Annotated in this window: 3 protein-coding genes; 2 read left to right on the forward strand and 1 reads right to left on the reverse strand. The window is 65.8% G+C overall.

Features of this window, described 5'->3' with window-relative positions; all coding sequences use genetic code 11:
- Positions 1–130: 130 nt before the first annotated feature.
- Positions 131–12,502 carry a filamentous haemagglutinin family protein gene (locus C5N93_RS27855; RefSeq protein ID WP_242561821.1) on the forward strand — a complete coding sequence of 4,124 codons (12,372 nt, stop codon included), beginning with the start codon at positions 131–133 and terminating at the stop codon, positions 12,500–12,502.
- A gap of 183 nt (positions 12,503–12,685) precedes the next feature.
- Positions 12,686–13,324 (forward strand): RNA polymerase sigma factor, encoded by a 639-nt coding sequence (locus C5N93_RS27860; RefSeq protein ID WP_242561822.1) that lies wholly within the window; start codon positions 12,686–12,688, stop codon positions 13,322–13,324.
- A gap of 92 nt (positions 13,325–13,416) precedes the next feature.
- On the opposite strand, the gene C5N93_RS27865 is transcribed toward C5N93_RS27860, so the two are convergent.
- On the reverse strand, positions 13,417–14,052 hold the full coding sequence (locus C5N93_RS27865) for a trimeric intracellular cation channel family protein (RefSeq protein ID WP_069343630.1): 636 nt from the start codon (positions 14,050–14,052) through the stop codon (positions 13,417–13,419).
- Positions 14,053–14,362 lie beyond the last annotated feature (310 nt).

Genomic DNA, 14,362 nt, shown 5'->3' on the forward strand with positions numbered 1-14,362 from the left:
ACACGGATTCGAAGACAAATTTCGAGGACGGCTTTGCGGGTTTGCGAAGTGAGCGTCGTCATCAGAGGGAAGGCCGCTTGCATCGATGCGATAGCAACGGCCGCTAACCGATTGCCACTGCACATCCGACATGCAACCGAACCCTCTCGTCTGCGCTTCACCGCTGTCCTCAGCGCCCGCGTCGCCCACGTCACCCATGCCGCCCTCGGCTGCGCGTTCATCCGATGTCGACACAACGACCGACTCGCCACGCAAGCGTCAGCGGCGCCGGCTGGGACACGTCATCCGGACACTGCACCGCAAGCCGCTCGTTCAGGCGGCCGCACTGACGCTGCTCGCGTCGTCTGCCGCGCATGCACAGCAAGCTTTCAGCAACGCGTGGTTCGCGGCGCGCGGTGCGGCGCAGGCCACGGCCACGCAGACGGGGCGTCTGCCCAACGGCATGCCGGTGACATCGCTCATGGACCCGTCGGCGCAGCAGCAACAGGCGAACGCCCAGTTGCAGCGCTCGATTGCGAACCTGAGTTCGGCGGCGCAGAACATCGCCGCGATGCAGGCGGCGCAGGCGAATGCGCGTGCGGCTGCGGCGAACAGCGACGCCACGATCCCCGACGGCCTCACCGAAGGCGGCCTCAAGGTCGACACCAACAGCTTGACGAAAGGCTGGATCAACGCCAACGCGCCCACGCAATCCACCGCCAACGGCAAGACCAACGTCAACATCCAGCAGACGGCTGACAAGGCCATTCTGAACTGGGAGACGTTCAACGTCGGGCGTAACACGTCCGTCAATTTCGCGCAGCAGAGCGACTGGTCGGTGCTCAACCGTGTGAACGATCCGAATGCGCGTCCGAGCCAGATTCAGGGGCAGATTCACGGCGACGGGACGGTGCTGATCCTGAACCGCAACGGCGTGATTTTCGGCGGCACGAGCCAGATCGATACGCGCAATCTGGTCGTGGCGGCGGCGAAGATGACCGACGCACAGTTCCAGACCGGCGGTCTGTACGGCGCCAACGGCACGACGCCGAGTTTCACCGATGCGCTGGGCAAGGTCGAAGTGCAGGCGGGCGCGAACATCACGACGCGCACGCCGACGTCGGTGACGCAGGGCGGCGGCTACGTGCTGATGCTCGGACGCGAGGTGAGCAATGCGGGGACGATCGTCACGCCGCAAGGGCAGGTGGCGCTCTCGGCGGGCGACAGCTTCGTGATCCGCAAGGGCGTGGGCACGGACGCGAACACACCGTCGACGACGCGAGGCAACGAAATCTCGCCGCAGTTCGTCGCGCAAAGCGTGGCGGGCAAGGTGGTGAACACCGGGTTGATGATGGCGCCGGAGGGCGACATCACGATGGCGGGGCGCGACGTGCAACAGTTGGGCACAGCCGTGTCGACGACGACGGTGAACACGCGCGGCACGATTCACTTACTGAACTCGGCGAGCGACGCGCCGGGCAAGGTGACGCTGGGCAGCGGCGCGCTCACATCGATACTGATCAGCGATAACGGCGCGACGGCGCTCGACAGCCAGCGCACCGCGCTGATGCAGGACTCGGCGGCGCAGGACATCCTGCGCGCGGGCACGTCCTCCGGACTGTTCGACAACCTCTCGAAGCTCTCCGACCGTCGCGATCAGTCGCGCGTGGAGATCGTGAGCGGCGGCAACGTCGAGTTTCAGGGCAATTCGCTGACGCTCGCCACGGGCGGGCAGATCGCCGTTAGCGCCACGCAGCGCAGCTTCGTCGCCAACGGTGCGCAACTGGACGTGTCGGGCGCCGTCGGCGTGTCGCTGTCGATGGACAGCAACAACGTCAAGATCAACGTGCAGGGCAACGAGCAACGCGATGCGCCGGGCAACCGCGATAACGCTGCGCTGAACAACGCCAACGTATATGTCGACCGTCGGCGTCTGGTCTATGTCCCGGCCGGTGTCGGCGGCTATGCGAACGAGCGTTGGTATACGCCGGGCGGCCTGCTCGAAGTCGGCGGCTATCTGGCAAATCAGTCGCACGGCATTGGCGAGTGGGCGGCGCAGGGGGGCACGGTAACGCTCGGTGGCAACGAGGTCGTGACGCAGACGGGCGCGTTCATCAACCTGTCCGGCGGCACGTACAACGTGCAGACCGGATACCTCAACCAGTCGTGGTTGCGAGGCGCGGACGGTCAGATCTACAACGTCAACACGGCGCCGACGAGCGTGCTCTACACGGGCGTCTACACGGGCTTCGAAGTCACGCACCCGCGCTGGGGAACGAGTGCCACCGAGTCGTACGCCAGCCCGCTCATCGCGCCCACGCGCGTGCTTCAAAACGGCTACACCGTGGGCCGCGACGCCGGTCGGTTGACGATCTCCGCGCCGACAGCCGTGCTCGAAGGCGACGTGATCGCCAACGTCTACACCGGTCCCGTGCAGACGCAGGCGCGTCCGGCCGGTCTCACGGACGGCTACGCGCTGAGTCAGTTCTCCGTGGCGCGCGCGGGGTCGCTCACGCTGGGACAGTACACCGGGCCGGGGCGCACCGGTGCGTTTGCATCGGATGTCCTGATCGGGGCCGTGGACGACATCACGTCGGCAATGACCGTGATCGACGCGCTCGACGCGTCGCGAATCAACACCCTGTGGCTCGACAACACGCGTCTGAATCGCGAAGGCTTTGGTGAGCTGGATCTGATCTCGTCGGGAGACATCGCGGTGCGCGGCGACCTGCGTCTGGACAACGGCGGCAGGCTGAACCTCGTCGCGCCGGACGTCGACGTGAGCGCGACAATTACCGCGCCGTCGGGCACGGTGAACCTCTCCAACACCTATCTGCGCGCAGGCGACACGTACGCGATGGCGCTTGTTAAGCCCGACGGCACGGCCAGCCTGACGCTGAACACCGGCGCGAAGATCGACGTACGCGGGCTTTGGGTCAATGGCGCCGTTGACCCGGATTCGCTGTCGAAGACGGCCTACCTCAACGGCGGCAACGTCACGTTCGATTCGACGAACGATCTGAGCGTGGCCGACGGTAGCCTGATCGATGTGTCGTCGGGCGGCGCGATCCTCGCGGGCGGCAAGACGAAGGGCGGCACGGGCGGCAACGTGACACTGATCGCGGGCGATTCGGCGAGCAACGTGAACGTCAACGTCGGCACGCTGGTGCTAGACGGCAAGATCGTCGCATATGGCGTGAAGGGGGGCGGCAAGCTCACGATCTCCACGCCGGATGCCATCATGATCGGCGCGAATGCGGCACTCGCGGGCGGCGTGCTCGCAGCGGGCACGTCGGCCAATGTCGCGGTCAAGCTCTCGGAACCGTACACCGTGCCGGCCGGCACCCCGTTGCCGTTCTCGACGGTGGATGCTCACACGAAGCTGATCCTCGACGTGCCGCTGCCAGTGCCCGTCACCGTCGACACGATCCCCGACGTACCGACCGCCGCGCCGTGGGTCGTGCCGGCAGGCGTGCGCGTGCTGGCCTACAAGACGAATGGCGGTATCGGCTACGACACCTTCGACGGCGGAAGCACCTTGCCCCAGGGGCGGCGCATCTTCAACATCTTCAGCACGAACAACGTCAACAGCATTCCGGCCGGGACGATCATCCCGTCAAGCGTGTTCCCGGCGGGCTTCGCGATCCAGCCCTATCGCGTGGTGTACACGGCGGGCACGATCAGCAATACCGATGTGACGTACCCTGTCGGCGCCATCGTGCCCGCCGGCACGATCTTCTCGCGCAATGTCGCTGTGGCGCCCGTTTCGGTATTCAACGCGGGGACGTCCGGCAGCGATGCCCGGTTCTTCAGCGCAGGGTTTTCCAGCTACGACCTCAATGGCGGACAGGGCGTGCGGGTCGACAACGGTGTCGTCCTGGCCCCGACGATGCCCGTGTATCGTTTCGGCGCGAACAGTGTCGATGCACCCACGGGCAGCGATCCGTCGGCTGCCATGACGCTGGCGCTGCCGCCGTTGTTCGCCGAGAACGCGCAGACCGGCACGCTCACGCAGCGCGCCGGCGCGAGCCTCACGCTGCATTCCGTCACGAAGGACTATCAGGGCAATCCGACGGGCGGCGATGTTTCCATCGGGCAGGGCGGAGCGATCGTGGTGGACCCGGGGCAGAGCATTACGCTGGATTCGTTCGGGCAGATCACGATCGACGGGGCGCTTACTGCGCGCGGCGGCAAGATCGCACTGACGACCGAGGCGGACAACGTGCTGCCGAGTGCGCGCAACTTCGATGCCGACGGGAAGAACCTCGGCATGTCGATCTGGCTCGGGCCGACGGCCAGCCTCGATGTGTCGGGCTACGGTTACACCGCCGTCGATGCGGCGGGGCACACCTATGGCACGGTGTCCGATGGCGGCAGCATCACGTTGAATGGCGGTCCGTCGTTCGTGATCGTGCGCCCGGGGGCCGTGCTGAACGCCGACGGCGCGGCGGTGACGGTCGATACTGCGACCCTAACGGGCATATCCAGTGCATCAGGTCAGCCGTCCAATGCATCCAATGTGACCGGCCGCACGACGCTTGCGTCCAACGGCGGCGCCATCTCGCTGAGTACGACGAGCGGCTTCATGCTCGACGGCAACGTCCATGCGTTCTCCGGCGGGGCAGGGGCATTGGGCGGCGATCTGTCGCTCTCGCTCCTCACGGCGCAGTTTCAGGATCCGCAGGGCAAGATTCCATTGGGGCCGCTGGCGCCGGGCATGTTCGTCGTCACGCAGTCGCGGGGCGCGCCGGTCGCGTTGTCGGGGCCGTCGGCCGTTGCCGGGCTTTCGTTCGGGCAGGGCGCGATCAGCGCCGATCAGATCAAGGATGGGGGATTCTCGTCAGCCTCATTGCTCTCGACCGACTATCTGATCTTCAAGGGCGATGTGTCGCTCTCGCTCGACAAGCGCCTGTCGCTCATGGCCAACGCGATCACGTCGGACGTTCCCAGGGCGGGCGCGCAGACCCCGACGAGCAACACTGTCCGGCTGTCGGCCCCTTACATCAGCTTCAGTGCCACGCCCGCGATCTATCGCGATGGGTATCGCACCGGCGCGATCGGACAAGCCTCGCCGAACACCGTTCCGACCAACGCCACGTTCGAAGTCGACGCCGATCTCATCGACCTTCAGGGCCCGATCAGCTTTGGCGCGAACACGTCATATTACGACGGCACGATCTTCCAGAACGTCTTCACGCCCGCGCAAGGCTTCAAGACGACCCGGTTCGTGAGTCAGGGCGACATTCGCTTCTTGCCGACGCCCTCGTTGCAGGCAGGCACCTCGGTCATCACAGGATGGGACTTCGATTTCGAGGGGGCGCAGATCTATCCGACGACGGGCGCAGTGGCGAACATCGTCGCAGGCTCGGGCAACGTCAACTACGCTGCCACGCTCAAGCTCGGCCGCACGACGGCCGACGTGCCCGACATGCCGATGTCGGCCTTCGGCACGTTGTATCTGCTGGCACCGAACATCGAGCAGGGGGCTGTGCTGCGCGCCCCGTTCGGCAAGTTGATCTTCGGCAGCGTCAACGCCGTGCCAGGGCTGGTACCGACGGGGAAGTCCGTCGAGTTGCTGCCCGGCAGCGTGACTTCCGTATCGACGGACGGCCTCACGATGCCGTACGGCGGCACCTTCGACGGTGTCACCTACACGTATGACGGCGTGAGCATCAAACCGCTCGCGGCGGGTGGGTTTACGTCCGGCGGCACGGGGCTGGATGCGGGGATCCGTCTGCAAGGACAGACCCTCACCGTGGACGACGGCGCGGTACTCGACCTGAGCGGCGGCGGCTCGCTGACCGGCGCGGGTTTCGTGTCGGGTCGCGGCGGTTCGGTCAACGTGCTGAACACTGCGCTCGTCAATGCGAATCCGACGATGAAGCTCAGCAAACCGGGCGACAAGGTCTACGCGATCGTGCCGGGCTATGCCTCCGCCTATGCGCCGGTTGCGCCGGAGAACGGCGCGGGCGACCCGGTGGTCGGGCAGCGCATCACCATCGGCGACGGCGTGCCGGGCTTGCCCGCAGGCACCTACACGCTGCTGCCCTCGACCTATGCGTTGCTGCCGGGCGCGTATCGTGTCGAGATCGGCGGCACGGGGCAGACCCTGCCTGCCACGGCGACCGCAGCGGGCAACGGCACCTACCTGACGGCGGGGTACCTCAGCATCGCGAACACTGCCGCGCGCAGCCAGTTGCCATCGACCCTGCTGGTGACGTCAGCCGATGCCGTGCGCAAGTACTCGCAGTTCAACGAACAGAGCTACGGCGACTTCCTCACCAGTCAGGCGGCACAGACCGGCAACATCGCACCGATGCTGCCGCGCGACGGCAAGGTGCTCGACATTCAGTTCAACGTCCCGCCGATCGTGCCGACGACACCGGTCTTCACCTTCGACGGCCGTGCACTGTTTCAGGCGGCACAGGGCGGCATTGCCGGACAGGCGGCCGTGGAAAACGTCGGCGAGATCACGACCGGCACACGTACCGCAGGGTTCACGGGCGTGTCGGTCGGCGCAAACGATCTGAGCGCCATCGATGCGCCGCGACTCAGCATCAACGGCATTGCCGCGGTGACCGCGACGGCGCCGCCTCAGTTCACCTTCCGGGGTAACGGGACCGATCTTTTCGTGAGGGATGGCGTGACGCTGTCGGCCGGCGAAATCTATCTGGTCGGTCGCAACATTACGCTTGGCAACGACGTCACCCTGACGACCATCGGCAAGGGCGCGTCACCGCTGGATTCGGCCGTGACCGGCTTGCCTTACGTCGCGGGTAACTACACGGTGCTAGGTCTGTCGAACGGCGACGTCTCGTTCGCCGGCGCGCAAACGAGCAACGGCACGATCACCATCGGCGCGGGCTCGGGCCTGTTCTCGGAAGGCACGCTGGTCCTGTCGACCAATGGCGCATCGACACTCGATTCGACTGCACGCTTCGGTTCGCGCAATATCGCGCTGGCCGTGGGGGCGCTCAATGTCGGCGACGCGGCGCAAGTCGCAGCGGCGGGCAATCCCGCGGGCATGCTGTTCAATCAGGCGATGCTCTCGACGCTCATGCAAGGCGATCCGGCGAGCGGTGCGCCAGCGCTCGAGAAAATCACGCTGGGCGCGGCAGGGGCCATCAACGTCTTCGGCAGCAGTCGTCTGGACACGCGTGGCTCGGGCGTCGATGTGGTGTTGAAAGCCCCGGCCATCTACGGCCTTGGCAGCACGGACGATCACGCCACTATCGCTGCCGACCGGTTGACGTGGAATGGCGTGGCGGGCGCAACGGCGCCCGCCATCGCGACCGGTGGACCGGGCACGGGCGCCGGCGCCCTGAGCCTCGTCGCAAAGGAGATCGACCTCGGCCAGTTCTCGTCGACGGACACGTCGAGCGTGACGCGCACGATCTACGGCTTCGGCAACGTCGATCTGACAGCCAGCGACCGCATCGTGTCCGCCGGCCACAGCACGCTCTTCGTCTATCAGGCGCCAAGCACGCAAAGCGGCGCAGTGTTCGGCCAGAGCGGCACGGGCGGCAATCTCACGCTCGCGACGCCGTTGCTCACGGGCACGCAGAAATCCATCACCGGCTATGTGACGGGTGGCCAGCTCGATGTCATAGCGCCTGCCGGGACCACGCCGAGCACGGCCACGTCGAGCGTTGCCGGCGCGGAGATCGACCTGACGGGCGATAACGTGCGTATCGGCAGCACCGTGTTGCTGCCCAGCGGCAAGCTCGCGGTGAATGCGACGCACGACATCGTGCTCGCGGACGGCAGCCGTCTCGACCTGAGCGGGCAAACGTCGCGGATTCAGAATGCGATTGTCTACGGCTTCGGCGGGACGCTGGCATTGACGAGTGCGCAGGGTAACGTCACGCAATCGAGCGGATCGATCGTCGATGTCTCGGCGCAGAACAATAACGCCGGGGAGATGACGGTCGACGCCCGGAGCGGCACGGTGATGCTGGCCGGTCAGTTGCGCGGCACGGCCAACACCGGCTATCTGAGCGGCGATTTCGGTGCCGAAGCGGGGACGTTCGCCGACTTCGCCGGCATCAATGCCGCGCTGACGCAGGGCGGCTTCTTCGACTCGCGCGTGTTCGTGCAGAAGCAGGGAGACCTGACGGTGGGCGACGGCGTGAAGGCACGCAACGTCGGTATCTCGGTCGACGGCGGCAGCCTCACCGTCAACGGCACCATCGACGCTTCCGGCGCGGCCCCGGGCACGATCCGTCTGGCGGGCGCCAACGGCCTTACCCTGGGCAGCACGGCAGTGCTCGACGCGCATGGCACGCAGTTGCAGGTCGACAGTTACGGCGCGCCCATCGAAGCGAAGAATCGCGGCCATATCGAACTCACGGCGTCCGGCGGCACCATGACCCTTTCGCCGGGGGCGACGCTCGATGTCAGTACGCCAGATGGCAAGCACTATGGCGATATCGTGCTCAACGCCGTGCGCACGGCTGAAACGTCGGGCGACATCGCCATCAACGCGCCCGGCGCGCTGAACATTCGCGGTGCCAACAGCATCGCCCTGAATGGTTTTTGGACGTACAACCTCGCGCCGGGCAGCGTGATTTCGCAAGCCACGCTCGACGGCTACGATGCGGCCAGCACGGCGTTCATGAACGCGGCGGCGGGCAACGGTGCACTTGCCACGCGCACGGCGGGCCTCTCGGCCTATGGCAACGCTTATCACTTGCGTCCCGGTGTGCAGATCGCATCGACCGGCGACTTGTCGACCATCGGCGATATCGATCTCGCGAAGTACCGCTATGGTCCGGGGGCGAACCGCGACCCGAACTCGGCGGGCTACGGCGCGGGCGAGCCGATGGCGCTGGTGTTGCGTGCGGGCGGCAACCTCACGATCAAGGGCAGCCTCTCCGACGGGTTCGGACCGACGCAGGGTATCCCGGCCGTCTACTCGCCAATCGACATTGCGCACGATCCGAAGGCCGAGCTTTGGTCGCCCAACGACACGGGGCTGAACAACTCCAGCTACGTCTACACGACCGCCGTGACGCTGATGAACGACTGGACCATTCCGAACGATCAGTTCTATCAGGACATGGTGTCGATCTACGGGGTGCCGTTCGTCGACGTCGCGGGGCATCAATACGGGCCGGGAAGCACCATTCCGGCGGGCACGACCCTCGATCCGGGACCATCGCTCGGCGCGAATGGTTACCTGATCTTCGATATCGCCACGCTGCCGACGTTGGGGGCCGTCGTGGTCCCGGCAACCCCCGGGGCGCCGGGCACCTCGGCGGGGGCGCGCATGCTTGCGGCGGGCACGCTGTCGTCGTCGATCCGCCTCGTCGGCGGCGCGGATATCACCGCTGCCGACCAGCGTGCGGTGCAGACCGCGCAAGCGCTGGCAGGTCAGGGCAACGTCACGCTCAGTGATGCTGCCTACAACAATTCGCAACGCGCCACGACGTTCAGCGTACTGCGCACCGGCACCGGCAATCTGGACATTCTGGCGGGCGGCAGCTTCAGCGAAGCCACGCCTTATGGCGTCTATACGGCAGGCACGACGTCGGCGCCGATGCTTGCGGCCGACGGCAGCAATCCGTACAACCTGGCGAACACGGCGTCGGGCGGCGGCGTGCAGGTCTGGTACCCGGAGCATGGCGGCGACGTGCTGATCTCGGCGCAGCAGGACGTGACCGGCAACATCCAGATGAGCGACAACGCCACGCGTTACGTCGACAGCGACATCACGTCGAACTGGCTGTGGCGACAGGGCGGCGCAGGGCAGACCGCCGATCCGACGGCATGGGGCATCAATTTCGGGGCGATGGTGAAAACCAGCCCGTTCAGCAGCGCCCTCGGCATTGTCGGCTTCCAGGGTATCGGCACGCTCGGTGGCGGCAATCTGACCGTGATCGCCGGACGCAACGCCGGCGTGATGACGTCCAGCAACATCACGCAATCGACCGGTCTCGATCTGGCGGTGGCATCGACCGGGCGCGTGCTGGCAGACGGCACGGTCGTGCAGACCGGCGGCGGCGACCTGACCGTGAAGGTCGGCGGCATGCTCAACGGCCGGCCTTCGGTCGGCCAGTCCGATAATCCGGCAGACTACTTCGGCGCGGTGACGGCCCTGCGCGGCGATACCACCATCGACGCCGGATCGATCGGCGCGATGGCGCCCTATGGCAATGGCTTGTACTGGAAGTCCCTCGACCCGCGTGCGCAATCGTTCGACACGATCAAGGGCGTGACCTTCACGCGCGGGCCGACGGTGATTCCGGGTGACGGTACTGTGAGCATCAGTACGCGTGGTGACCTCGTGCTCGGTGGTGCAGGCGATGCGGGGATGACATTGAACACGGACGTCGAGGGCAGCTACTACACGAATGCCGCGGGCACTGTCGGGAAGGGCGGCAATACCCGTTTCACCCTCTATCGGCCGGAGACGGGCATTCGTCTGTTCACCGCCGGTGGCGACGTGGCGCCGCTCGACGGCGACGTGGGCGGCGATGTCATGACGAACGGCACGACGTATCTGCCGGGCAGCCTGAGCGTGGTGGCGGCCAACGGCGATATCCGGTTCAACACCCAGCTCGGGCCGTCCGATCCGCGTGGCAACATCGAACTGATTTCGTCACCCGTGGGGCAGCTGGAGATGCTCGCCGCGGGCACGATCTACGGGCAGGGCGCGACGGTCGCGATGTCCGGCGCCGACATGTCGAGCCTGGCCACGCCACAGCATCCGTTCTTTCAGACGTTGAATGCCTCGGGGCCCGACAGCCTGAACAGCGCACCGTCCAACGGCGCGATTCGCGAGTACGCCAACAATCCGCTGGCGTACGGCGAGGATACGGTGACATCGCTGCTGCACGCGCAGGACACGGCCTCGTCGCGCATTTATGCCGGTGTCGATATCGACGATCTCACCATCGGCAATACCATCGCCCGTGTGGTCAACGACATTTCGGCGGGATTCATCCCGACGCACAGCACCTGGTACATCGCGGCCAAGCCGTTCGATGTGATGGCCGGACGCGATATCGTCGGCGTGGGGGCGACGCCGAGCACGTTCCTGAACGTGGCGACGGGCGACATCACGTCGATACAGGCGGGGCGCGACATTTTCTATCAGTCGGCGAATGTGCTTGGACCGGGCTTGCTGCAAGTGCAGGCCGGGCGCAATCTGTATCAGGGCTACTACGGCATGCTCACGAGCGTGGGCGATCTGGTGAATCCGTCGAACACGGCCGGTGGGGCCGACATTTCAGTGCTCGCGGGCGTCGGCGCGAACGGCCCCGATTACGCGGGTTTTGCCAAGCTGTACTTCGATCCCGCCAATCAGTTGCCGACGGGATCGGCACTCACCGGCAGCGGCAAGGTCGCGCACGCCTACGGCGACGAACTGGTGAAGTGGCTCACGGATCGCTTCGGCTACACCGGCACGGCGAGCGATGCGCTCGCATACTTCCTGGCGTTGCCGTCGGCGCAGCAGGGCGTGTTCGTGCGGCAGGTGTACTTCAAGGAACTGCTGGCAGGTGGACGCGAGTACAACGACGCTGCAAGCCCGCGCTACGGCAGTTATCTGCGCGGTCGCGACGCTATCGCCACCTTGTTCCCCGCGCTCGATGCGCAGGGGCAACCCATCGATTATTCGGGGGCCATCACGATGTTCAGCAGCGTGACGGGCATGAATAACGTGGGCGGTGTGAACATCCCGATCACGAGCGACGCCGGGGTCCATACGAACTTCGGCGGCAGCATCCAGATGCTGAACCCGGGCGGCCGCACGCTGGTCGGTGTGGAAGGCGTCACCCCGGGGGCGGCGGCCGGTATCGTCACGCAGGGCGACGGCGATATCCAGTTGTACAGCCGCGACAGCATTCTGCTCGGCCTGTCGCGTGTGATGACGACCTTCGGCGGGAGCATTCAGGCGTGGTCTGCCGAAGGCGACATCAACGCCGGTCGCGGCTCGAAGACGACAGTCCTCTACACGCCGCCCCGGCGCGTGTACGACGACGTCGGCAACGTGACGCTCTCGCCGGCGGCACCGTCCAGCGGTGCCGGTATCGCCACGCTCGCGCCGTTGCCGGAAGTGCCGCCGGGCGACGTCGACCTCGTAGCTCCGCTCGGCACGATCGATGCCGGTGAAGCCGGGGTGCGTGTGTCGGGCAACGTCAACTTCGCCGCGCTGGCGGTGGTCAATGCGGCCAACGTGCAGGTGCAGGGCAAGTCGACGGGCCTGCCGGTGATCGCGGCGGTCAACGTGGGGGCGCTTACCAATGCGAGCGCGACGGCGGCGCAGGCGGCATCGGCCGCGCAGGACGCGATGGCCCGCGAGCGCGTGGCGCAGCGTCAGAATGCGCCGTCGATCTTCTCCGTGCGCATGTTGAGCGCGGGGGATGCGAACGGCGGGACATCCGATCAGAAGGGCGCTGCCATTACGTCGCCCGTGAAGATGAGCTACGACCCCGGCAGTGCATTCCAACTGGTTGGGAATGGCGAGTTGACCGACGCCCAGAAGATGCAGCTCACGCGGGAGGAAAAGGCACATCTGTGACAGCCGCCGACGCGTTACAAAAAATAGTCTGCGGATTTGCCCTTCGATATCCGTCTTGTCATTGAGGCTTGCAGAAATGACAGAAGCGTTCATGGGTATCGGGGGGCACACAATGTTCGCGCAGGGGCAATACGGGGAAGCGGGACGGGTTGGGGTGGTTGGGGGTGGAAGCGGGGCGCCGACATGGATCTGAGCAATGTCAGTGTCGAGGCCGCAGTTCGCAACGCTCAGGCGCAGGAAGCCGGTACGGGCACTGCCACCCAGGTGCTGCGCGAGTGTCTGGAGGCAAACTACGACCGGCTGTTGCGGCGTCTGTCGCGCAGCATCGGTTGTCCGGATACGGCCAGCGACAGCCTGCACGACGCGTGGGTACGGCTCGGCAGCGCCACGCTGCCCGATGCCGTGCACCGGGGCGAAACGTATGTGTTCCGTATGGCCTACAACCTGGCGGTAGATCAGATGCGCGCCCGCCGGATGTGGGCGTCGCTGGCCGATGAAGCGGAGGTGTTCGACGTGCTGCCGGATCGCGGCCCGGGGCCGGAAGCGGTGGCGGGGGCGCGCTCAGAGCTGGCTGCACTCTCGAAAGCGCTCGACGAGATGCCTGGTCATCATCGTCGTGTGCTCGTCGAGCTGCGCATCGACGATCTCACGCGCGAAGAAGTCGCAGCGCGTCATGGTTTGTCGCTACGCAAGGTCGACACATTGCTGCGACAGACGCTCGACTACTGCGCCATGCAGACGGGGCGGGAGGCGAGCGGCGGCATCGGCGAGGCGCGGCGTGCGGTGAGGGTGGGCGACGCACCGGCCACGTGCAAGACCTGAGTCGCCGCCGGTCGCGCGTCGTTTCGCCTGCGTCGCGCCATCTCCTTGTTTCGCTTCCCCTCGCATCGGCGCTAATTCGCCGGCAGCATGCCTCAGTGCAACGGTTCCGAGGGGGCTTCGTCCTCGAACGTACGGAAGCGCCAGCCGAACCACACCGCCAGCATGCGGATCACGAAGCCGCCGACGAAGCCTACACCCGTCGCGACACCGTTCGGCACACCGAAATGCAGCATCGCGACATACATCGCGCCGGCAATGCACGCCACGCTTGCATACATCTCACGGCGCAGCACCAGCGGCACCTGACCACATAGCAGGTCGCGCAGCATGCCGCCGCCAATGCCGGTGAGCACCCCCGCGAGGACCACGATGACCGGGCTCGTGCTCACGGTCATGCCGATATCACATCCCAGAATCGTGAAAGCCGCCAGCCCGATGGCGTCGACCGTGATGAAGGTCATGCGCAGCCGGTGAATGTGGCGCGCCACGATCGACGCGAGCGTCGCCGCCCCCAGCGTGAGCAGCAAATACTCGGGATGCGCGATCCACACGAGCGGGTGACGGCCGAACAGCACGTCGCGGATCGTGCCGCCGCCGAGCGCCGTCACCATGCCAACGAAGGCGAGTCCGAAGCGGTCCATGCCGCGCTGCATCCCCATGATGGCCCCCGACATCGCTTCCGTCACGATGGCGATCAGGTACAGGGCGTAGAAGATTTCTGTTTTCATGATGTCCCTTGCAAAGGCCGGGCGACTATATCACTTCATGCGTTTTTTCCCAGTTTTTCAGGGTTTGCAGGCCGTTTCACTGTGATTTGTACAGGTTTTCAGGCGCATGGCCCGGTGCGACACTGCTGGCAACGAAACGACAGATGGGCAGACACGGCCCCAAGGCTGTCCAAACCCCTTAAACTCTCAACCTTTTGTGTGCCTGAGCGTGTCGGACGGCGTACGGTCGGCAAAACGACCGGCCAGCCAGTCTTACCGCCGCTTTCACCGCACCCGTACTGCCCTTTTTGACGTGCCTTTTTGATCGCCA

This window comes from Pandoraea sp. LA3, from assembly GCF_022696215.1.
Classification (GTDB): Bacteria; Pseudomonadota; Gammaproteobacteria; order Burkholderiales; family Burkholderiaceae; genus Pandoraea; species Pandoraea capi.

Bases quoted from the DNA above. Each gene is read 5' to 3' on its own strand.
- C5N93_RS27855 (WP_242561821.1), top strand. From the start codon at position 131: ATGCAACCGAACCCTCTCGTCTGCGCTTCACCGCTGTCCTCAGCGCCC.
- C5N93_RS27865 (WP_069343630.1), bottom strand. From the start codon at position 14,052: ATGAAAACAGAAATCTTCTACGCCCTGTACCTGATCGCCATCGTGACG.
- C5N93_RS27860 (WP_242561822.1), top strand. From the start codon at position 12,686: ATGGATCTGAGCAATGTCAGTGTCGAGGCCGCAGTTCGCAACGCTCAG.